Source organism: Pseudomonas syringae pv. tomato str. DC3000, from assembly GCF_000007805.1.
GTDB classification, from domain to species: domain Bacteria; phylum Pseudomonadota; class Gammaproteobacteria; order Pseudomonadales; family Pseudomonadaceae; genus Aquipseudomonas; species Aquipseudomonas avellanae.
In genome coordinates this window covers 4,643,646-4,663,198 of the sequence record NC_004578.1, presented here as the reverse complement: position 1 = coordinate 4,663,198, position 19,553 = coordinate 4,643,646, and the positions used below count along the sequence as shown (strand labels likewise).

General features: G+C 60.3%; 18 protein-coding genes. 8 read left to right on the top strand and 10 right to left on the bottom strand.

The annotated features are described in order from the left end of the window. Window positions 1-307: 307 nt before the first annotated feature. From PSPTO_RS21435 to PSPTO_RS21420, 4 genes are all read right to left on the bottom strand, one after another. A complete protein-coding gene (locus tag PSPTO_RS21435; protein WP_007246640.1) occupies window positions 308-2,023 on the bottom strand; it encodes an ATP-dependent DNA ligase in 1,716 nt (571 codons plus the stop codon). Next, window positions 2,020-3,066 (bottom strand): ligase-associated DNA damage response exonuclease, encoded by a 1,047-nt coding sequence (locus PSPTO_RS21430; RefSeq protein WP_011104885.1) that lies wholly within the window; start codon window positions 3,064-3,066, stop codon window positions 2,020-2,022. Before PSPTO_RS21430 ends, PSPTO_RS21435 begins: the two co-directional genes overlap by 4 nt. Before the next feature lie 404 nt (window positions 3,067-3,470). Then, window positions 3,471-5,945 (bottom strand): penicillin acylase family protein, encoded by a 2,475-nt coding sequence (locus PSPTO_RS21425; RefSeq protein WP_011104884.1) that lies wholly within the window; start codon window positions 5,943-5,945, stop codon window positions 3,471-3,473. A gap of 337 nt (window positions 5,946-6,282) precedes the next feature. Continuing rightward, window positions 6,283-6,483 carry an SEC-C metal-binding domain-containing protein gene (locus tag PSPTO_RS21420; protein ID WP_046463430.1) on the bottom strand — a complete coding sequence of 67 codons (201 nt, stop codon included), beginning with the start codon at window positions 6,481-6,483 and terminating at the stop codon, window positions 6,283-6,285. Between the two features lie 177 nt (window positions 6,484-6,660). On the opposite strand from PSPTO_RS21420, the gene PSPTO_RS21415 reads away from it, so the two are divergent. The 3 genes from PSPTO_RS21415 to PSPTO_RS21405 all read left to right on the top strand — a co-directional run bounded on the left by PSPTO_RS21415 (window position 6,661) and on the right by PSPTO_RS21405 (window position 8,285). Further along, window positions 6,661-7,314 carry a LexA family protein gene (locus tag PSPTO_RS21415; protein WP_003381514.1) on the top strand — a complete coding sequence of 218 codons (654 nt, stop codon included), beginning with the start codon at window positions 6,661-6,663 and terminating at the stop codon, window positions 7,312-7,314. 127 nt (window positions 7,315-7,441) lie between these two features. Further along, the gene (locus PSPTO_RS21410; protein ID WP_005764890.1) at window positions 7,442-7,693 is read left to right on the top strand and encodes a DUF1654 domain-containing protein; all 252 of its coding nucleotides are present in this window, start codon (window positions 7,442-7,444) and stop codon (window positions 7,691-7,693) included. 262 nt (window positions 7,694-7,955) lie between these two features. Then, window positions 7,956-8,285, top strand: a complete 330-nt coding sequence (locus tag PSPTO_RS21405) for a hypothetical protein (protein WP_005764896.1) — start codon at window positions 7,956-7,958, stop codon at window positions 8,283-8,285. A 20-nt stretch (window positions 8,286-8,305) separates the two neighbouring features. On the opposite strand, the gene PSPTO_RS21400 is transcribed toward PSPTO_RS21405, so the two are convergent. Further along, window positions 8,306-8,800 carry an LEA type 2 family protein gene (locus PSPTO_RS21400; protein ID WP_005764898.1) on the bottom strand — a complete coding sequence of 165 codons (495 nt, stop codon included), beginning with the start codon at window positions 8,798-8,800 and terminating at the stop codon, window positions 8,306-8,308. Window positions 8,801-8,913: 113 nt separating this feature from the next. Between PSPTO_RS21400 and PSPTO_RS21395 the strand changes: the two genes are divergently transcribed. Continuing rightward, window positions 8,914-9,465, top strand: coding sequence for a hypothetical protein (locus tag PSPTO_RS21395; protein ID WP_005764901.1), 552 nt, complete (start codon window positions 8,914-8,916; stop codon window positions 9,463-9,465). A 112-nt stretch (window positions 9,466-9,577) separates the two neighbouring features. Next, window positions 9,578-12,013, top strand: a complete 2,436-nt coding sequence (locus PSPTO_RS21390) for a TonB-dependent receptor (protein WP_011104883.1) — start codon at window positions 9,578-9,580, stop codon at window positions 12,011-12,013. A gap of 178 nt (window positions 12,014-12,191) precedes the next feature. On the opposite strand, the gene PSPTO_RS21380 is transcribed toward PSPTO_RS21390, so the two are convergent. Both PSPTO_RS21380 and PSPTO_RS21375 read right to left on the bottom strand, forming a co-directional pair. Then, a complete protein-coding gene (locus PSPTO_RS21380) occupies window positions 12,192-12,665 on the bottom strand; it encodes a YchJ family protein (RefSeq protein ID WP_005764906.1) in 474 nt (157 codons plus the stop codon). A 3-nt stretch (window positions 12,666-12,668) separates the two neighbouring features. Next, on the bottom strand, window positions 12,669-13,166 hold the full coding sequence (locus PSPTO_RS21375) for a DUF6231 family protein (RefSeq protein ID WP_003381502.1): 498 nt from the start codon (window positions 13,164-13,166) through the stop codon (window positions 12,669-12,671). Window positions 13,167-13,383: 217 nt separating this feature from the next. On the opposite strand from PSPTO_RS21375, the gene PSPTO_RS21370 reads away from it, so the two are divergent. Together PSPTO_RS21370 and PSPTO_RS21365 are read left to right on the top strand one after the other, a co-directional pair. Continuing rightward, the gene (locus PSPTO_RS21370; RefSeq protein ID WP_005764909.1) at window positions 13,384-13,659 is read left to right on the top strand and encodes a DUF1145 domain-containing protein; all 276 of its coding nucleotides are present in this window, start codon (window positions 13,384-13,386) and stop codon (window positions 13,657-13,659) included. Beyond that, on the top strand, window positions 13,652-14,410 hold the full coding sequence (locus PSPTO_RS21365) for a hypothetical protein (protein ID WP_003381499.1): 759 nt from the start codon (window positions 13,652-13,654) through the stop codon (window positions 14,408-14,410). Before PSPTO_RS21370 ends, PSPTO_RS21365 begins: the two co-directional genes overlap by 8 nt. A gap of 78 nt (window positions 14,411-14,488) precedes the next feature. Here the strand turns inward: PSPTO_RS21365 and PSPTO_RS21360 are convergent, their stop codons facing one another. The 3 genes from PSPTO_RS21360 to PSPTO_RS21350 form a co-directional block, all read right to left on the bottom strand. Then, window positions 14,489-15,520 carry a purine-nucleoside phosphorylase gene (locus PSPTO_RS21360; RefSeq protein WP_005619985.1) on the bottom strand — a complete coding sequence of 344 codons (1,032 nt, stop codon included), beginning with the start codon at window positions 15,518-15,520 and terminating at the stop codon, window positions 14,489-14,491. Window positions 15,521-15,546: 26 nt separating this feature from the next. After that, on the bottom strand, window positions 15,547-16,506 hold the full coding sequence (locus PSPTO_RS21355; protein WP_005764915.1) for a nucleoside-specific channel-forming protein Tsx: 960 nt from the start codon (window positions 16,504-16,506) through the stop codon (window positions 15,547-15,549). Between the two features lie 222 nt (window positions 16,507-16,728). Beyond that, window positions 16,729-17,193, bottom strand: coding sequence for a DUF2269 family protein (locus PSPTO_RS21350; protein WP_005619982.1), 465 nt, complete (start codon window positions 17,191-17,193; stop codon window positions 16,729-16,731). 107 nt (window positions 17,194-17,300) lie between these two features. Between PSPTO_RS21350 and dinG the strand changes: the two genes are divergently transcribed. Further along, window positions 17,301-19,445 (top strand): ATP-dependent DNA helicase DinG, encoded by a 2,145-nt coding sequence (gene dinG / locus PSPTO_RS21345; protein ID WP_005764917.1) that lies wholly within the window; start codon window positions 17,301-17,303, stop codon window positions 19,443-19,445. Window positions 19,446-19,553 lie beyond the last annotated feature (108 nt).

Below are 19,553 nucleotides of genomic sequence, written 5' to 3'. Positions count from 1 at the left end.
ACACGCGAAGCTTGCTACCGGCAAGTGCCAGATAGGCAATGGTTAGCAATTTCCGAACCAGAGGAACGAACGTGCGTTTGAAATGTAAGGGGTTGTCGCTATTTCGTATTAACGGATGGCAATCTGCCGCGTTGGCGTGCTTGTCCTTCGAAGGCTGGCCGTTGAGGCGAATTTCCCTGCGCACCCCGGTCAGGACAAGGGGCAGATTGGTAACGTGAGGGTGATGGTTTCAGCGGGCGAACGCACTTTTGCTTTACGTGATGTTTCAAAAAGGTGCACGCCTATTGGTGCGCTCTTTTGTGGTGCGTCAGTTCAGCAGGTCCTGCAGTGTCGTCAGGCTATCGGCCTCGGCGACCGGTTTATCCTGTCGCCAACGCAGCATGCGCGGGAAGCGTACGGCGATGCCGCTCTTGTGACGCTTGGACAAGGCGATGCCCTCGAAACCCAGCTCGAACACCAATGTGGGCGTCACACTGCTCACCGGGCCGAACTTCTCTACGGTGGTCTTGCGCACAATTGCGTCCACTTTGCGCATTTCTTCGTCGGTCAGCCCTGAGTAGGCTTTGGCGAACGGCACCAGCGTGCGTTCGCTTGCTTCGGGCGGGCCGTCCCACACGGCAAACGTGTAATCGCTGTACAGACTGGCGCGTCGCCCATGACCGCGTTGCGCATAGATCAGCACGGCATCGACGCTGAACGGGTCGATTTTCCACTTCCACCAGACGCCCATGTCTTTGGTGCGACCGACCCCGTACAGCGAGTCGCGGGCCTTGAGCATCATGCCCTCGACCCCCAGGCTGCGGGATGCTTCGCGCTGGGTGGCGAGGTCGAGCCAGTCTTTGCCGGTGAGCACCGGCGAGGGCATCAGCACCTCGCTCTGACAGCTATCGATCAAGGTTTCCAGTTGCGTGCGGCGTTCGTGTTGCGGGCGGCTGCGCCAGTCAGCGCCTTGCCATTCCAGCAGGTCGTAGGCCAGCACCACGACCGGAATGTCAGTGAGGATCTTCTTGCCCAGTGTCTTGCGGCCGATGCGTTGTTGCAGCAGGGCGAAGGGCTGGACTGAGGGCGCAGCGTTCGGGGCGTCATTATCCAGCGCGAACGCTGCATCGCTGTCGTGGCTGATGTCCGGGTTAATGTCAGGCGCTTTCCAGACCACGATTTCGCCGTCGATCACCGTGCCGTCCGGCAGGCATTGCGCCAGGCTGTGCAGTTCCGGGAAGCGGTCGGTGACCAGCTCTTCGCCCCGTGACCAGATCCACAGCCTGCCGTCACGTTTGACCAGTTGTGCGCGGATGCCGTCCCATTTCCATTCCACCTGCCAGTTCTCGGCCGGCCCCAGCAACGTCTCGAACTGGTCGGCAGGCTGCTGCAAGGAGTGCGCAAGAAAGAACGGATAGGGCTGACCGCCACGTTGCGCGTGTTCATCTTCCGATTCAGGCGCGATCAGCTTGAGGTAGCGCTCGGCGCTGGGCCGATGCGACAGGTCTGTGTAGCCGACCAGCCTTTGCGCAACGCGCTTGCTGTCGATGTCAGCCAGCGCTGCCAGTGCGCGGGTGACCAGCAATTTCGATACGCCGACGCGAAAGCTGCCGGTGATCAGCTTGATGCAAACCATCAAGCTGCTGCGGTCCAGTTGCGACCAGAACATGGGCAAGCGCGCGGCCAGCTCTTCGGGCGGCAGGCCGCGCAATGGCAGCAGCTTGTCTTCCATCCACGTGGCCAGGCCTTCGTCGTTGCTGTGGTCGGCCTGCGGCAGCAGCAATGACAGGGTTTCCGCCAGGTCGCCGACGGCCTGATAGCTTTCTTCGAACAACCATTCAGGCAGGCTCGCCAGTGTCATGGCTTGCTCGCGCAGCACGCGGGTCGGCACCAGTTGCCTGGGGCGTCCACCGGACAGGAAGTACACGGCCCAGGCTGCGTCCTCTGCCGCCGCTTTTTCGAAATAGTCGCGCATGGCGGCGAGTTTGGCGTTGCTCGACGTGGTGGCGTCCAGCTGTGCATAGAGTTCGGCGAAGGCTTTCATGGCTGAGCCTCCCCCGCAGTTGCCGCATCGGGCTCGGCAGCCGCCGGGTTGCTGTCCTCTTCATCGCCGTATTCAGTGCTGAAGCCCTGGGCGTCCAGCCCCCGTTCGCGCAGATAGCGCACCAGTATGCCGACCGAACCGTGGGTGACCATAACCCGCTCGGCGCCGGTCTGCTCGATAGCCCATAGCAAGCCTGGCCAGTCAGCGTGATCGGACAGCACAAAGCCGCGATCCACGCCGCGCCGACGTCTGGTGCCGCGCAGCATCATCCAGCCGCTGGCAAAAGCGTCGCTGTATTCGCCGAAGCGCTTCATCCAGCTACTGCCCCCGGCCGAGGGCGGGGCGAGGATCAGCGCCTGGCGCAGGGCCGGATCGGTCTTTTTGAAGTCGCCGGCGTAGTGAGTTTCTGGAATGCGGATGCCGCCATCGCGGTAGACCCGGTTCAGCGGCTCGACGGCACCGTGCACCAGAATAGGCCCGATCTGCGAGTCAATGCCGTGCAGAATGCGCTGGGCCTTGCCGAAGGAATACGCGAACAACACGCTGGCCTTGCCCTGAGCCGCATTGCCGCGCCACCACTCGTTGATGCCTTCGAAAATCTGCGACTGCGGCGCCCAGCGATAAATCGGCAGGCCGAAGGTCGATTCGGTAATAAACGTTTGGCAACGCACCGGCTCGAACGCCGCGCAGGTGCCGTCCGGTTCGACTTTGTAATCCCCGGAAGCGACCCAGACCTCGCCTTCATATTCCAGCCGCACTTGCGCTGAGCCCAACACATGCCCGGCCGGATGCAGGCTGAGTTTTACCCCGTGGTGGGTAATGGTTTCACCGTATTCGAGGGTTTGCAGATTGATGTCCTGCCCGAGGCGCGAACGCAGAATACCCTCGCCACTGGCCGCCGACAGGTAATGCTGATTGCCGGTACGGGCATGATCGCCGTGCGCATGAGTGATCACAGCGCGCTCGACCGGACGCCATGGGTCGATATAGAAATCACCGGGTGGGCAATACAAACCTTCGGGGCGAGCAACGACAAGATCCATGGGGCAACCGTATGGATGGGCTTGTTAGCTATGAGCGGGGGCAGGACGGGAAAGTTCGGGGATTTGTGAGTGGGAGCTCAGGGCGACGCTTCGCTTGTCCGCGATTGATAAGGTGTGGGAGCGGACTTGTCCGCGAAGGCAGTCTTCCAGACACAGAAAATACATCGGACGTACCGGCCCATTCGCGGACAAGTCCGCTCCCACACGGTCCGCTTAACACCCGAGCGGACTTGTCCGCGAACTGCCGGGAACCGGCAGCAAAACCTGCCACCTCGGTTCGCCAGACACCGCCGAGGCGGCCTATTCAGGGCCGCTTCGCAGCCCATCGCAGCCGTCGTAACCTCCTGAAGCTCCCACGCCCTCCGGGCAGAAGCCTGCTCTGCGTACCCTCCAGGTACTACGCTTTACTTGCCCGGCGTCAGCGTCAGGCGTTGTTTGCCGTAGCCTTTTTCGTAGTTCTGCTGTTGCAGCGGGATCGACATGTATTGCCCTTTCTGCCAAGGCTCGATGCTGTTGGCGTAGTACGGGCTGGCCGGGTTGCCGGACTGGCCGGTGTTGATCATCCCGGTCATGGGCTCGACAAGGCTGAAATCGACGATCATGCGCAGACTTGGTGCCACGCGTGCATCGAAGCCTTTGCCCCACTCGAAACCGGACACATTCAGCGTGGTGTGATCACCGCCCGCCGCCGAAGCACTGCGGTTGAACTCGCCGCCGCCCAACTGCCTGGCCAGTGGATTGGCCGAGGTCCAGTTGTCGCGATGCAATTTGCCCCATTGCCAGGCTTTGTGATCACTGCCCAACAAGCTGTCGCCACGGGTGACAGCCGCCGCAAGGCTGCGCGCCAGAATGGCTGGCTTGTCTTCTTTCTGCGGGGTTTTGACGTCATCCCAATACGGGCTGTCATCGCGGCCCAGCAAATGGTCTGCTTGCGGCGAATACGACGAGCTGGCATTGGCCACCAGCGCTTGCCAGGCAGGGCTGGTTTCCGGGCCCAGTTCATCGAGGAAAATCTGTTTGGCGCTTTCCTGCAGAAACAGCTCGTACAGCGCAGCATCAGCCGATGTGGCGCTGAGCTTGCCATCGAACGCCATCAGGCGAGTGAATGCTTCGCGGGCATTGTTGCGATCAGCCTCCGGCAGGGCGTCGATGGCCTGCTTGAGCGGCTTGCTCATGCCTGGCGCCTGGAAAATGGTCTTGAGTTTGGCCGCGAACGTCGTGGTCTGGTCGTATTGCATGGCGACGGTGCTGCGCAGGTCCTGCTTGCCGCTGTTGGCCAGCTCGGCGATACGCTCGGCGCGCTCCGGGTAGCCCCACGAGTTGGAAAGCTGCATGCCGTAGCCTTTCGGAATCGTGCGCTGGTTGGCCGCTGCCAGCCAGCCCTGGCGCGGGTCTTGATCATAAGGATGGAGCATCGAGTCGGCAAAACCGTCCCAGTCATATTTGCCGTCCCAGCCCGGCGAAGGCAGCAGGCCCTGGCCTTCACGACGGTTCGGGAAGCGCCCTGTGACTTGCCAGCCAATGTTCGAGGCATCGGCGAAGACCATGTTCAGGGTGATCGCACGGATCTCGCGGCTGGTATCGAACGCCTTCTCGACGTTGGGCGCGCGGGACAGGTCAAAGAACGCATCCAGGCTCTTGTCGTCTTTGAAGTCGGGCACTTGCAGCGCCAGGCTCAAGCCATTGCCGGGCGGTGTTGCGCTGGCATTGAGCAATGCGCCGTGACGCGTCTCGTAGACCGTTTCACGAATCGGGCTGCCGCCTTTGACCAGAAAGGTTTCCTGGTGAGAGGCTGCCGGCACCCACTTGCCATCCGCCATGTAAGAGACGCGGTTGCCTTCGCGCTTGATCTTCTCAAGGAACAGATCCTGATTGTCGCCCTTGACGTTGCTCATGCTCCACGCCAGCTTGCCGTTGAAGCCGCTCAGGACCAGTGGCAGACCGGCGATGGACGCCCCGGACACCTGATATTTCGGTGCACGGATCTGCACGAAGCTCCACGCAGAGTTGAGCCCGGCGGGCAATTGCATGTCGCTGGCCAGCAGGCTTTTACCACTACGGCTACGCTGCGGCGCAATCGCCCAGTTGCTTGAAGCGGCGACGCCGAGCATGTTCAGGTCCGAGAGCTGCAAGGCGATCCTGTTCAGATCGCTCAGGCCGGTGACCTGATTGCTCAAATTGAGGCCCTTGAGCTTGTCGGCTTCGGCAAACGGCAGCTCTTCGTCAGGGTAAGTCGGCAGCAGCCAGGCGAGTTTGTCTGCCCCCACTTTCTGCGCCAGCACCAGCGCGGACAGTTCTTCCTGCAGGTTCACCGACAGGCTGAAGTTGAGCAGGCTGAAAATCAGCGCCGAGTCTTCCGGCTTCCAGTACTCAGGCGTGTAACCTGCGCGGGCGACATCTGCCGGTAGCTTGTCGCGGTAGCGGAACAGGTAGGCGTTGACGCCCCTTGCATAGACATCGAAGAAGCGTTTGAGGCGCGGTGAAGCGGCGTTGTACAGGTCGCTGGCGTTCCGCTTGAGGTTCACAGAGCGCATCAGGCGGTCGACTTCCAGCGCGTCCGCCCCGGCCACTTCCGACAAACGGCCCTGCGCCAGCAGGCGCATGCCGAGCATCTGACCGATGCGATCACCGGCGTGCACGTAACCCAGCGTGAACAGCGCGTCGTGGTACGTGCTGCTTTCTATGAGCGGCATGCCCATGTTGTTGCGGCGCACCGACACATTCTGCGCCAGGCCTTTGAGCGGGAAGGTCCCGGAAGCAGGCAGCACAGTCTCGGGATCACCGCCGCCCAGCTGGCAGCCAGCAAGGCTCAGGAAGCTTGCCGCAGCAGCGGCAGCGCCGAATCGGGGTAGAAAATGACGAAGGGCTGGCGAGGCCATGGGCAAGCTCCAAAAGGGGTAACGTACAAAAGGCGCTACGTTAGAGAGCAGGCAGGCTGCACGCAAGCGGTACGCACGAGTTTATTTCAGGATTTTACAGAGGCTGACCGGACGACGCTTCGCTTGTTTGCGATCTATCGGTATGCCGGTATGTAGGAGCGGACTTGTCCGCGAACTGCCGGGAACCGGCAGCAAAGGCGCGTACGGTTTATCAGGCAAAACCGAGTTAACCTGGTTCAGGGCCGCCTCGCAGCCCATCGCAGCCGTCGTAACCTCCTGAAGCTCCTACAGCCCTTCGGGCAGAAGCCCAATCAGTGGGTATTTCAGGATTTGTGTATCACGCGCCGTGGCATTTCTTGAATTTCTTGTCGCTGCCGCATGGGCACGGATCGTTGCGACCCACGTCCTTCAACGTGTTGCGCACGGGTTCCTGGTGCGCGTGACCGCAGTTCGGGCCGTGGACATGGCCGTGCTGGTGGTGGTGATGATCGTGGTCGTGGTTGCAATCAGGGCCATGAACATGGGCTTGCTGGTTCATCGGGTGTACTCCACAGTTAAATCTGCAATAAAAATCTGGCGCGCATTATCCCGCAAATCAGCGCCGAGCAGTAACCGTCAGTTTTTTTTCGCACTTGATCTTTTTTTTAAGTATGCTTAGTTTTTTTGCGGGTGTTTTTCAGCATCCCTGTATTTTCTGAACGCGTGAGCCGACCCTATGACCCGACACGAACGTATCGCCAAGGCGATTGCCGCCAGTGGCAGAAAAAAAGGTGAGATCGCTGCCCAGTGCGGTGTGGCCAATTCTGCCGTTACCCAGTGGATCAGTGGCGAGAGCAAGAGCCTGCGGCCTGAAAACCTTTATGCGCTGGCACGCGCAACCGGCTTTCGGGCTGAATGGCTGGCAATCGGTGAAGGGCCTGAAAAGGAGGAGTTCGACGCCAACGTGGCGATGATCGATCAGCCGAAAATGTCTTTTCGCTACCCGGTCATCAGTTGGGTGTCTGCCGGGTCGTGGGAGGAGGCGGTTCAGCCGTACCCCGATGGCTTCTCCGACCGCTATGAAATCTCCGATTACGATTCCAAAGGCCCGGCGTTCTGGCTGGAAGTCAAAGGCGATTCGATGACCGCGCCCACTGGCGTCAGCGTGCCGGAAGGCATGATGATCCTGGTGGACACTGAGGCCGATGTTCAGCCCGGCAGGCTGGTTATCGCCAAGTTGCCCGCCAGCAACGAGGCGACGTTCAAGAAGCTGGTCGAGGATGGCGGTACACGCTATCTGAAGCCGCTTAACCCGGCGTACAAAATGATCGAATGCGATGCCGACTGTCGCATTATCGGTGTGGCCGTGAGGATGACCGGCAGGCTGTGAGCCTTGCGCCACAAGGTTTTGGCAAACCTTCTGAAGACGCACAGCGTCGGACGCCTCCTACAATCCGCTTGCCGGAATCCTTCACTCGGAATACTGTATTTATATACAGTTGTGTGAGGAGGTTGTCATGGTCGACACCAATAATCCAGCGCCCGGCGTAGCGCGTTCCTACGAGCAAATCGGCAGGCGCATCCAGCGGCTGGTCTCGGCACCGGATGTGCAGAAGATCCAGTGGGTCATTGTCACGCGCCAGGAAGACGAGGCCCGGGACGGCTGGGACAGAGTGCTGCAGGAAATCTCCGAAACCGAAGGCATTGAGGTTGACTGGCAGCGAGACGGGTCGGTGAGAATTGGCTGGCAGCGCTATATCGATAACTGAAACAGACAACGCATGAGGTATTGGCCTCAAGCTGCTTGACTAGTTTTTTAAGTATGCTTAAATTTAACGTCTTCATCCCCGTTTATCGCCAGATCATCAACTCGCTTCAATCGCAAGGACGCGACCAAGGGCAGGGCGAGCCCAAGTGCCAGACCGGATGACATCCTTCCCTATTTCCCTGCCATTCACACGGCAGGCGTGCAGTGTCTGAGTTTTTCTGTGTTCGTGAACAGCTGTTATCTCTGGAACGGAGTCAGAACTGATGGATATCTTGAATGGTTTGGCGGACAGGGGCGAGTGGTTGGTGGCCGGTCTGGTTGGCGCAATCATCTCGGGCTGGTGGCACAAGGCTGGTCTGCTCGACTGGCGTGCCTGGATGGTTTTTCTGGTGACCGGGGTGGCGTGCGCCGTGTTCCTCACCGGCATTGCCAGCAATTACCTGGGCGTTGCAGAGCCTCGCAACATCACCGGCGTCGGTTTTCTGCTCGGTTCGTTTGGCGCCGCGTTGATCTCCGCCGTCAACCGCGCTTTGTGGGCGGCGGATATCTGGAAGTTTCTGCTGGAGCTGATCAAGGGCAAGCTGGGCGGATAGCTGCGTGGTTGTCGGTGTGTCTATTTGCGGTGCTGGATAAGTTCGTACGGGGCCACATCGCCAGACTTGCCGATCCGCACGCTGTGCCTGAAGACCATGCCGGTCTTGAGTTTGCCTTCAAATCTGTAGTGGATCAGCTCATCGGGCTTCTTCAGCAATTGAGCGATGTACCTGGCGTGCCCCCAGAGGTTGGTGCGGATGGGCACCACAAAGGTTTTCTGGCTGTGACCGTCGACAAAAAACCAGTCGCTGGATTTGCCATCGGCGAGCACCACCTCATTGAGCATGATCTTGTAGTTCAGGCCTCGTACGAACAGGCTGGAGTCGTTAGGATTGTCGACCTCGAAATACAGCTTGAAATCCTGTTGCGTCAGCCTGGCCTTGACCACCTGGACTTTCAACAACTGCACTTCTGGATCCTCGAAGCGGTCAAAACTCAGGTACGAGCATCCACTCAGCCCGAACATGACCAACGCAAGGCTTATGATTCTTGTAATGTGCGCCTGAAAAAACATGGATGTGCTCCGTTTGACGCCTGAGTCTAACAACTCAAGGGTCACGGGTAACGCGCTTGTTGCGCTGTCTGATGCTACGCCATACTTTTACTGACGTGCTTATCGGTGTCTCCATGAATGTCTACGAAATTGTCTTCAGCGCCGAACTGGTCGCTGGAGCCCAGCCCGAAAAGGTCAGGGCCAATCTTGGCAAGCTGTTCCAGGCTGACGCCGAGCGCCTGGAGCTATTGTTTTCGGGGCGTCGACTGGTTCTGAAAAACAACCTCGACGCCGCCACGGCCGAGAAGTATCGCGCCACGCTGGAGCGGGCCGGCGCTGTGGTTCAGGTACTGGAAATGAACGTGCCGCCGCTCATGGAAGAAGTTGAACTGGCCCCGCCACCTGACGAGCCGACCTGGCTGCGCAAGGCATCTGGCAGTACAGGCCGACTGCAAATCAAGCCACGCGATGCCTATATGGCCGCTTTCAAGGATGTCGACGCGCCGGATTACTCGGTGGCCGAGACGGGCGCCGATATGTCTGAGGCCAAGCCTGAGCCCGTGGCGCCGCCTCTGGACCTCTCCCGATTGAGCCTGGCCCCGGCGGGCAGCGACATGGGGCAAGCCGTCCAGACCGTGTCGAAGGCGCCACCCGACACCTCGCATTTGCGGGTCATCCCGGAATAATGCCACCAGGCACCGGAAATCCTGAACCGGAATTATTTTCAATCAGCCCTGTTACTTTCAACAGTTCGTTCGGCTAACAGGCATTGAGAAATAGTCCATCAGGAGTTGCCCGATGTCCCGCTCGTTAGACACCCTTCTGCGCCCCAGTCTTCTGGCGATGGCGATTGCCCTGTGCACGCCGCTGGTCAGCCCGCTGTTGATGGCTGCGCAACAGACCAGCGTTGTTGCCTACGACCTGCCTGCAGGGGCCTTGCCGACCACATTGAATCAGATCGCCAGCCAGAGTGGCCTAGCACTGAGCCTTGATCCTGCGCTGGTTGCCGGCAAAACGAGCTCGCCGGTGAAGGGCAGTTTCGATGCGCCGGGTGCCCTGCGGGAAGCGTTGCGTGGCAGTGGCTTGCAATTGGTGCAAAGCAGCGTCGGGACCTACACGCTGATGGTCATGGAGCAGAACGCCCTGAACCTGTCGGACGTCAATATCAACGCCAGCAGCGCACCTTTAGAAGGCTCGGAAGCGGCAGGTTATCGCAGCGAAAACATCAGCAGTGTCGGCGCGCTGGGCGGCATGAAGTTGCAGGACGCGCCGTATTCCATCAGCGTGACACCCCGGGCTCTGCTGAAAAACATTCAAGCCACCTCGCTGGACGATGTCATCAAGCACAACCCGTTCACCCAGATGTACTCGCCGACCAGCGCCGGTTACGCCAGTGCCGTCAATATTCGCGGTTTCAGCAGTTCTGGCAGTCTGAACATCGCCAATGACGGCCTGCGCTTTACCAACGGTGCCGATGGCAGCAACTACATTGAAGAGATGGAGCAACTGGAAGTCATCACCGGCCTGACCGGCTTCCTGTACGGCCCGGCCTCACCGGGCGGGCTGGTCAACTACGTCATCAAACGCCCCACCTATGAGCGCTACAACAGCGTCACCCTGGGCAATGCCGGTGGCGAAAACTACTACCTGCATGGCGATTTCGGCGGGCCGATCGACAGTGAAGGCAAATTCGCCTATCGCCTCAACGTGCTGACCCAGGACGGCGAAACCGCCGTTGATATGAACAAGCGCCGTCGTGAAATGATTTCCCTGGCGCTGGACTGGAACGTCTCCGATGACCTGCTGGTGCAGTTCGACGCCTCGCACAAGAAAACCCAGATTCGCGGTCTGACCAGTTACTGGTATTTCAACGACCAGTCCTTGCGCCCCAGTGCGGCGTCGCTGGACAACGACAAGCTCTACAGCCAGAAATGGTCGTTTTCCGATTACGAGTCAGACAAGGCGGGCGTACGCGCCAAATGGCGTCTGAATGACACCTTCACCTTGCGCGCAGCGTTCGCGGCTCAGCAGTACACGTCGGAAAACACCTACACCGGGCCGACGGTCTCCAGCGCAGGCGTGCACTCGCAGCCGCTGTACGCTTTCGCCCCGATTGAGACCGAAGAAAAGACCGGCTCGCTGTTTCTGGATGCCGCATTCGATACCGGCTTTCTTGGCCACAAAGTCACCTTTGGTTATCAGGGCAATACGTCTCGCCAAAAACAGTACGAGGACCACGTCCCGTACACGCCTGCTCAGCCCGGCCCGCAATACACCTCGCCGGTCGGCACGATCCCGCTGGACCAGACCCCTCAGGTCGGTAAGCCGTCCTACTCGATTGGTCACGGCAACCAGCGCCTGGCCAATAGCACGCAGAGCAACAACTTCCTGATCGGCGACGTCATCACCTTCAACGAGCAATGGTCGGCGATTCTTGGTGTGACCAACACGCAGATCAAGACCTACGCCAATGAGTTCGTTTACGCCAAGGCATTCGGCTCGGCTGAAACCGAGACTAAATACGATGAAAGCAAAACCTCGCCGAATATCTCGCTGGTCTACAAGCCGCTGCCGTGGCTGACCACCTACGCGACCTATATAGAAGGCCTGCAAGCCGGAGGCATCGCGCCAAGCGGCACCGCCAACGCCGGTCAGGCTTTTGCGCCTGAAGTCAGCGAGCAGTATGAAATCGGCGCCAAGGCGACGCTGGGTGAAACACTGTTCACTCTCGCGCTGTTCAATATCGAGAAGCCCAACGGCTACACCACGGGCGGGAATATCTACGTGGTGGACGGGCGTCAGGAAAACAACGGGCTGGAGTTCAGCGTGACCGGCAAAGTCATTCCGGAACTGACGCTGGTCGGCGGTTTCACCTTGCTGGACCCGAAGATCAAGAAAACCGGCGTGTCAGAGGATGAAGGTAACGTGCCCACCAATGTCGCCAAGCAACTGGCCAAGGTCTATGCCGAATACGACATCAATCAGATGCCGGGCCTGGCCATGACCGGCGGCGCGTTCTTTACCGGCAAACAATATACCGACCAAAGCAACGAAAACGACCTGCCGTCCTTCACCACCTTCGACGCCGGCGCGCGTTACCGCATGCGCGTCTCGGAAAATGACCTGACCTTGCGGGTCAACGTCAGCAACCTGGCCAACAAGGAATACTGGCTCAACAGCAGCTACCTGGGCGACCCGCGCACCGTCGCGTTCTCGGCGCAGCTGGAGTTTTGAAGACTGGCTCGTGACCACTGGAGCGTAGGCACGACGACTATCGTGCGACGCTCCGCGTCGCATGCCGTTCTGGACGCTCTGCGTCCGGTCTTGAGTGTGCGGCGCGGCGCAGATCTTTGACGCAGAGCGTCACGCACGGCATTCCCACGGAGCGTGAGGAACGATCATCTCAACTATCTCAAATCACATAAGCCGAGCAGCACTTCTTGAATTTCTGCTCGCTGCCACACGGACAACCATCATTGCGGCCGGCCTTGAGCGGGACGGTGGAATCGATGAAGTACCAGTGGCCCTGATTCTGCACAAACGATGAGCGTTCCTTGTGGCTGTGTTCGCCATTACCATCGTGCCAGCGTGCAGTAAACGTCACGAAGGCGTGCTCGGGTTTGCCGCCCAATACCTCCGCGCTTTCCACTTCAAGCCCCAGCCAGGTGCTTTGCGCGCTCCATTGTGCGATGGCTTCACGGTCCAGCGCGGCTTGCTGCACCGGCAGCGTGGTCTGCACCAGATAATCCGTCAGCCCCAGCACGTACGCGCTGTAACGCGAGCGCATCAGTTTCTCCGCGCACGGCGCAGGCTGGCCGGCGTGATAGTGACCGCAGCAGGCCAGCAACAGGTCGCCACTGCCGCAGGGGCAAATAGCACTACTCATGATTCACCACCAGTATTTTCCAAAGTTCTCCGGGTTGGCCCAATATTTTGCGTTCAGCCAGTCGGGCACCTGCTTGTACTCGCGCAAGTCGTAGGTAAACAGGTTCAGCACCTGATCGTCGCGCGCGAAGCGTTCGCTGGATTGCAGGGCCAGCGAGAAAAAATCGGTCTCCTGCCAGCCGCAGGCCTGCAAGTCGGCCAGCACCGCGATGCGGCTGGCGTTGAGGTTGCGGATGCCGCCCAGCAGTTCCAGGCCGGTGCGCTTGGGGATATGCTCCAGGCAATCGACCACCAGCGCCAGGTCGAACCGTTGTGCGGCCAGATGCGCGGGCAGGGTGCCGGGCTCGGCCAACGCCACCTCGGTCTGCGGGTGTGCGTCCTGAAAGGCCTGCAGCGCAGGAAACGCTTGCGCCCCGATCAACAGCAGGCGCTCGGGAGCGTAACGGTCGAGCAGCGCAGCCAGCGCTTGCTGGGGCGTGCGGGTTGAGTAGCCGACAGTCATCAAAAGTCCTCTGGTTGACTGACAAGACTAGCCTGCCGAACCGGCCCTGAACAGCAGTCAGTCACCTGTGATCGCATCACACAGGCGCGGCAACGATCTATGCTTGATCTTTTTTAATACACCGCTGGCATATTCGCTGAACAGCACGTCTACTGTGCGGCGACGAAAAGCGTGCAAAGACGTCGCGTTCGTAACGGATATCACAAGGGGGCAGGCAATGAAGCTGTTTTGGGGGCTGGGAAAGGTCTTGATGCTGGGCTTCTGGCTGGTCGTGCTGATCAATGCGGTCATTGAAGCGCCCAGCCCGTTCGGCGTGATGATCGACATGGCGGGCGCCGTACTGTTGTTGACTCACCTGCTGGAACTGTTTCTGTTCAACGGCAGCCTGCGCGGTCGCAGGCATCCGTGGCGCGACCGGGGCAAGATAATCCTGTTCGGCATCTTCCATGTTCAATCCATCAGCCGCTCGGCTGCAAGGCACTCCCATGCGTAAGCTCGTTCTGCTGGCGGCACTGTTCAGCCCATTGGCCCTGGCTCAGACCATTATTGTTGCGCCGCATTCGCTCATGCGCCTGCCGGGTAACAGCAGCGTGCTGCAGGTCGAGCGCCTTGAGGTGTCCGATTACGGCACCTTGCTGATCCCCGCCGGTATCGATGATGTGAAAATCGGCGAACTGGTGCTGGGCCACGAAGCGCGCATCGCTATCGTACCCGGCGTGCAAGCGTTCAATCTGGTCGTGTTGAAAGGTGAATTCGGCACCGGCAGCCAGATCACGGCACGAGGCGCTCCGGGTACGTTCGAGAAACTGGCGCTGCCTGGGCGCAACCTGACCCTGCGTTTGCAGAGCCTGAATGCCGAAGAGTTGTCGATTGACGCGCGCGGCGGTGCGGGCAGCCCGGGGTACGCAGGGCTCGATGGCGGTACTGGCGAAGAGCCTGGGTGCATGTGGGGGCAGGGCGGGCGTGGTTACAACGGTGACAGCGGCGGCAACGGCCGCGACGGGGCAGCAGGTGCGCAGGTTCGCCTGGAGCTGCCACAGAGCTTCCCCGCCGAGCGCATCAAGGTGAATGTCGCTGGTGGCGCGGCAGGCAAGGGTGGCGAAGGAGGCAAGGCCGGCAAAGGCGGCGCGTCCAAAGGCTGCATCGTCTACCGCGCGGATGGCGGCAAGGCAGGCAGAGCAGGTGAGGCCGGTCTGCCCGGTGTGGCGGGGCCTGCGGGCAGTCTGATCCTGCAGCGCTTGTAGCCCTCAAGCGCCTTGTCCTCAAAAGCCCGTCCGGCTCAGGCGCAACGCCTGAGCCGGACGGTCATCGCAGCAGCGCGCTTATTGCGGCACGCCTTTCTCCCAGTTCTTCCAGTCGCCAACAATCGCCTGCACCAGCGGGTTGCCCGTGCGGTACAGGTTTTCCAGTGCCGGTACGAACGCACCCTGATCGGCGTACTTGAGCAGGTTGTCCACCTCGCTGTAACCCGGATACGGACGATCAAAGTCCGAGCCCGCGCGCACCACGGCCAGACGATTGACATCTACCTTGCCCGCCTTGCTGGCACGCAACAGGGCTTCGTACGTGGAGTTGTCCTCCTGCTGGGTGGTGCAATACACGCCTTTGCCGTCGGTCAGCAGCTTGGTCCAGACTTCCGCCCGCTCACTCAGGCGCGTCCCGGAAAACCACGTATTGCCCGCCAGCGTGTCGCACTGGGTGACTTGCGGTGGCTGATTGGCAGGCGCATAAGGGTATTTGACGCGCCAGGCAGCCGATTCCTTGCTCTCGCTGAGCACGACCTTCTGCGACAGGGCGAACGCCTTGGCCTGAAGCTTGGGGTTCAGTTCGAAGACTTCGGTCTTGTAGTCCAGCGGCGGCTTCTCGTTCGGACCTTTGGTGTTGATGCCCAGATAACCGGTCGGCCAGTCCTTGGGTACGTCGCGGGAATCGATTTCCCACTGGGTGCCGAACTCCACCAGATAATGCGCCCACGCGGTGGTGCCCAGAGAGCCGTGATGCGGGTTGATACCGGCAATACCGGCAACGATGAAATAAGTCTTGCGCAGGTCGAACTGCGGCGACAACGCCAGCGCCAGCGTCGAAGCCGCCGCATTGGTCTGGCCCATGCCGGTGACCAGCAGGCAGACGTCCTGCTCGTTGCAGCGGATGGCCGGGTAGTCGGCTGCCAGCCCCGGCACCTGAACCTCTTTAGTCAGGTGCAGGCGATCGATCCAGTTCTGCGCTTCGGGGGCGAACATGGCGATCAGCATCACTTTGGGCGTGACCGGCGTGACCGGCGCGGTGGCCGCCCAAATGCCGGGGCTGAGCAGGGCCAGTGTGGCGCAGAGAGCATTGCGAGTAATGTGTTTCATGAAAACTCCTGTCGTCAAAATCAAATTCAGAACTGATAACCCACGCCTGCGTAATAACCCCAACCGTCCGAGCGCGCCCGGAAGTTGCCGTCGCCGAAGTTGAGCTCACTGCCGTCCTGCCAGTTGCCGCCGTTGTGGAAATAACGGCCTACCAGCGTGAAGCGCAGGTGGGTGAAGGCATAAAGCAGCACGTTGGTGGCAACCGTGGAGTTACCGGTGCGTGCCGGATCGTTCTTGAGGTCCGAGCCGAAGTCGAAGTTGGTGAAGCCGATATAGGTCAGCGATGCGCCATTGTCGAATTTGCTGATCGGTACGATGTATTTGAGCTGGGCACGATAACCGTCCCACGAATACTCGTTGCTGGCGCCGTAGTTTTCCCACTGGTAGCGGCCGTAGAAATTGGCCGACAGATTGACCCGCGAATGGGTGTCGATGTCCGTGCCCAAGCCGCTGTACAGCGTGTTGGCGCGGTTGGCCGAGTTGCTGCCGTGGTCGTAGATCCAGTCGAAGGCGACGTACCATTCCTTGAACGGCCCGACCGCCAGGCTGCGACCGGCCAGATAGTCGATGGAAATGCGCGGCTCGTGCTCCATGAACAGTGGCGAGCCATGGTCCCAGACGCCTTTGTCATTATCGTTGCCGATGCCGAGGATCTTCGGCACATCCACATAGCCGTACAGCTCAAACGGCCCTTTGCGGCCGAAGTACTCGTACTCCAGGTAGATGTCATCGTTGGGCTTGGGGCCGAAACTGATGTCCTTGCTGCCGATCAGCGTCAGGTCCTGATTGAACCAGTCTGAAAAGTACGCGCCTTTGCCTTCCTTGGGCGATGCGGGGGGGCTGAGCGCTTCGCCCTGCGCGGAATCTTCTGCGCTCGCCGGCTGCGCCAATGCTGCGGTGCAGGGCAATGCAGCAACTGCTGCGAGCAGCAATGGAATCATGACGTTGCAGAGGGCTGCGGGCTGGGTGAAAAACTGCTTTGGCATTGAAACTCCTTTTTATGGTCCCGTACTGTCAATCGCGTACTGTGAGCCGCGTATTGCTGGCCACTGACGGCTGATCGCAAACGTTTGCACAGCGCATGCCAAAGAGTTTCAAGGTCTTGAACAGGCTGGATATAGGCCGAGGAAGATGACCGATCGGGCAGGAATCTGCTCACAAGCTGTGCGCGGTATCACCTCCCGTGCCCTGTGATGTTCCGTTTCGCCTCAAAACACCGGACGCGCCGCTGCCAGCGCGACCACGGCCAGGCCGATAATCAGATTGATGCCGACCAACCGACGGATATGGCCAAGTGCTGCTGCGCCTTCGGCCCATTGCTCGGCGTCCACCGCCCGACGCAGTTCTGGCAACTGCAATGAATGGATACGCAAGAACAGCGCAACCATCACCACGTAAAGGCCCATCATGATTTGCACATAGCGCGGCGCGGTTTCAAAGCCGGTGAAGTTCAGCTGGATCATGCCGATGCCGGTGACAGGCAGCACGATCACGGCCGCCCAGACCCAAATGAAGAAGCGTGGAAACACCTGGACCCACACTTTCAAGCGGGCAGGGCCTTCAAGTGCTGCAATGACTGCTGGACGCAAGACCATCCAGGCGAAAAACATCCCGCCCACCCAGACCAGAGCAGCCAGCACATGCAGCGTATAAACAGTGGAAAAAGCGGTCATCGGACACTCCGTTCTGCGCGGATGGATTTAGCGCGCTATGATAGCGCCCACTCAGAACCACTGAAAATTTATCCAGCCTTTTTAGCCGTGCCCCCGAACCGAAGCCAATGATCAGTACCGAACTCAAAACCCAGATCCAGGGCGCTTACTCGCGTTTCCTCGAAGCCAAGAGCCTCAAACCGCGCTATGGCCAGCGATTGATGATCGCTGAAGTCGCCAAGGTGCTGGGGGACATTGATACCGATGAAGAGGGGCGTCGTTCGGGCGACCCTGCAGTCGTGGCTGTCGAGGCCGGGACGGGCACCGGCAAGACCGTGGCCTACGCCATCGCCGCAATTCCCACTGCCAAAGCGGCGGGCAAACGGCTGGTGATTGCCACGGCAACCGTCGCGCTGCAGGAGCAGATCGTCTACAAGGACCTGCCGGACCTGATGCGCAACAGCGGTCTGAACTTCACCTTCTCGTTGGCCAAGGGGCGAGGCCGTTACATGTGCCTGTCCAAACTCGACGCATTGCTGCAGGAGAGTGACGCGACCAACGCGACCGCGCAGCTGTTCGAGGAAGAAGGCTTCAAGATCGAGGTCGATGAAGCCAGCCAGAAGCTGTTCACCAGCATGTTGCAGAAGCTGGCGGGCAACAAATGGGACGGTGACCGCGACAGTTGGCCACAGGAACTCGCCGACCAGGACTGGGCGCGGCTGACCACCGATCACAGCCAATGCACCAACCGTCATTGCCCCAACTTCCAGCAGTGCGCCTTCTATAAAGCGCGCGAAGGCATGGGCAAGGTTGACGTGATCGTCACCAACCACGACATGGTGCTGGCTGACCTCGCGCTGGGCGGCGGCGCAGTATTGCCAGACCCGCGTGACACGCTGTACGTGTTCGACGAAGGCCATCACTTGCCCGACAAGGCCATCGGCCACTTTGCCCATTACACCCGCTTGAAATCCACCGCCGACTGGCTGGAGCAGACCGCCAAGAACCTCGCCAAGCTGCTGGCCCAGCACCCCTTGCCTGGCGACCTGGGCAAGCTGATCGAGCAAGTGCCGGAGCTGGCCCGCGAGATCAAGGGCCATCAGCAGTTCATGTTCGGCGCCTGCGAGCAACTGGCGGATTTCCGCGCCGGTGAAGACATGCAAGGCCGTGAACGGCCTCGGCATCGCTTTATCGGTGGCGTGATCCCCGAGCACATCCGCGAGATGGGCATCGAACTGAAAAAGGGTTTCGCCCGTCTGGATGATCTGTTCACGCGCCTGACTGAACTGCTTAAAGAAGGCATGGACGGCGAGGTCAACATCGGCATCGCCAGCCATCAGGCTGAAGAGTGGTATCCGTTGTTCGGCAGCCTGCTGGCCCGGGCCCACGGCAACTGGGAGCTGTGGACGGCGTTCACCGCCGAAGACCCGGAAGACAGCCCGCCGATGGCACGCTGGCTGACCCTGGCCGACAGCGGCGCATTGTTCGATATCGAGGTCAACGCCAGCCCGATTCTGGCTGCCGAGATGCTGCGCCGTAACCTGTGGAACATCGCCTATGGTGCGCTCGTGACCTCGGCCACCCTGACCGCACTGGGCAAGTTCGACCGTTACCGCATGCGTGCCGGCCTGCCTAAAGGTGCCGTGACGGCGGTGGTGCCCAGCCCGTTCCACCACGCCGACGCTGGGGTGTTGCGGGTGCCGGACCTCAAGGCCGACCCGCGTGACTCGGTGGCCCATACCGCTGCGATCATTCGTGACCTGCCCGGTCTGGTCGAAGGTTCGCGAGGCACGCTGGTGCTGTATTCGTCGCGCAAGCAGATGCAGGACGTTTTCGATGGCCTGGACCGCGACTGGCGCAAGCAAGTGTTCATTCAGGGCAATCTGTCCAAACAGGAGACGCTGAACAAGCACAAGGCACGGGTCGACAGTGGCGAATCCAGCGTGCTGTTCGGGCTGGCCAGCTTTGCCGAAGGGGTGGACTTGCCCGGTGCATATTGCGAGCACGTGGTAATCGCCAAAATTCCATTCGCGGTGCCGGACGACCCGGTCGAGGCGGCGCTGGCCGAGTGGATCGAGGCGCGTGGCGGCAACCCGTTTATGGAAATCGCCGTGCCTGATGCGTCGTTGCGTCTGGTGCAGGCCTGTGGCCGGTTGCTGCGCACCGAAGAAGACCGCGGCACCATCACGCTGCTGGACCGTCGCGTCGTCACCCAGCGCTACGGCAAGGCGATTCTCAATGCGTTGCCGCCGTTCCGCCGCGAGATTTCCTGAATAACAGCTGTCGGTTGTCTCTGGTCTGTTCCCAAAGCGCCCGATCGCTGGAACAATATGCGCCCATTGGCCTGTGATCAGGCCCAGTACCGTCAGTCAGGAGTCAGC

What these genes read in the sequence shown, in the direction of transcription:
- PSPTO_RS21435 (WP_007246640.1), bottom strand. Translation starts at nt 2,023, where the DNA reads ATGAAAGCCTTCGCCGAACTCTATGCACAGCTGGACGCCACCACGTCG.
- PSPTO_RS21430 (WP_011104885.1), bottom strand. Translation starts at nt 3,066, where the DNA reads ATGGATCTTGTCGTTGCTCGCCCCGAAGGTTTGTATTGCCCACCCGGT.
- PSPTO_RS21425 (WP_011104884.1), bottom strand. Translation starts at nt 5,945, where the DNA reads ATGGCCTCGCCAGCCCTTCGTCATTTTCTACCCCGATTCGGCGCTGCC.
- PSPTO_RS21420 (WP_046463430.1), bottom strand. Translation starts at nt 6,483, where the DNA reads ATGAACCAGCAAGCCCATGTTCATGGCCCTGATTGCAACCACGACCAC.
- PSPTO_RS21415 (WP_003381514.1), top strand. Translation starts at nt 6,661, where the DNA reads ATGACCCGACACGAACGTATCGCCAAGGCGATTGCCGCCAGTGGCAGA.
- PSPTO_RS21410 (WP_005764890.1), top strand. Translation starts at nt 7,442, where the DNA reads ATGGTCGACACCAATAATCCAGCGCCCGGCGTAGCGCGTTCCTACGAG.
- PSPTO_RS21405 (WP_005764896.1), top strand. Translation starts at nt 7,956, where the DNA reads ATGGATATCTTGAATGGTTTGGCGGACAGGGGCGAGTGGTTGGTGGCC.
- PSPTO_RS21400 (WP_005764898.1), bottom strand. Translation starts at nt 8,800, where the DNA reads ATGTTTTTTCAGGCGCACATTACAAGAATCATAAGCCTTGCGTTGGTC.
- PSPTO_RS21395 (WP_005764901.1), top strand. Translation starts at nt 8,914, where the DNA reads ATGAATGTCTACGAAATTGTCTTCAGCGCCGAACTGGTCGCTGGAGCC.
- PSPTO_RS21390 (WP_011104883.1), top strand. Translation starts at nt 9,578, where the DNA reads ATGTCCCGCTCGTTAGACACCCTTCTGCGCCCCAGTCTTCTGGCGATG.
- PSPTO_RS21380 (WP_005764906.1), bottom strand. Translation starts at nt 12,665, where the DNA reads ATGAGTAGTGCTATTTGCCCCTGCGGCAGTGGCGACCTGTTGCTGGCC.
- PSPTO_RS21375 (WP_003381502.1), bottom strand. Translation starts at nt 13,166, where the DNA reads ATGACTGTCGGCTACTCAACCCGCACGCCCCAGCAAGCGCTGGCTGCG.
- PSPTO_RS21370 (WP_005764909.1), top strand. Translation starts at nt 13,384, where the DNA reads ATGAAGCTGTTTTGGGGGCTGGGAAAGGTCTTGATGCTGGGCTTCTGG.
- PSPTO_RS21365 (WP_003381499.1), top strand. Translation starts at nt 13,652, where the DNA reads ATGCGTAAGCTCGTTCTGCTGGCGGCACTGTTCAGCCCATTGGCCCTG.
- PSPTO_RS21360 (WP_005619985.1), bottom strand. Translation starts at nt 15,520, where the DNA reads ATGAAACACATTACTCGCAATGCTCTCTGCGCCACACTGGCCCTGCTC.
- PSPTO_RS21355 (WP_005764915.1), bottom strand. Translation starts at nt 16,506, where the DNA reads ATGCCAAAGCAGTTTTTCACCCAGCCCGCAGCCCTCTGCAACGTCATG.
- PSPTO_RS21350 (WP_005619982.1), bottom strand. Translation starts at nt 17,193, where the DNA reads ATGACCGCTTTTTCCACTGTTTATACGCTGCATGTGCTGGCTGCTCTG.
- dinG (WP_005764917.1), top strand. Translation starts at nt 17,301, where the DNA reads ATGATCAGTACCGAACTCAAAACCCAGATCCAGGGCGCTTACTCGCGT.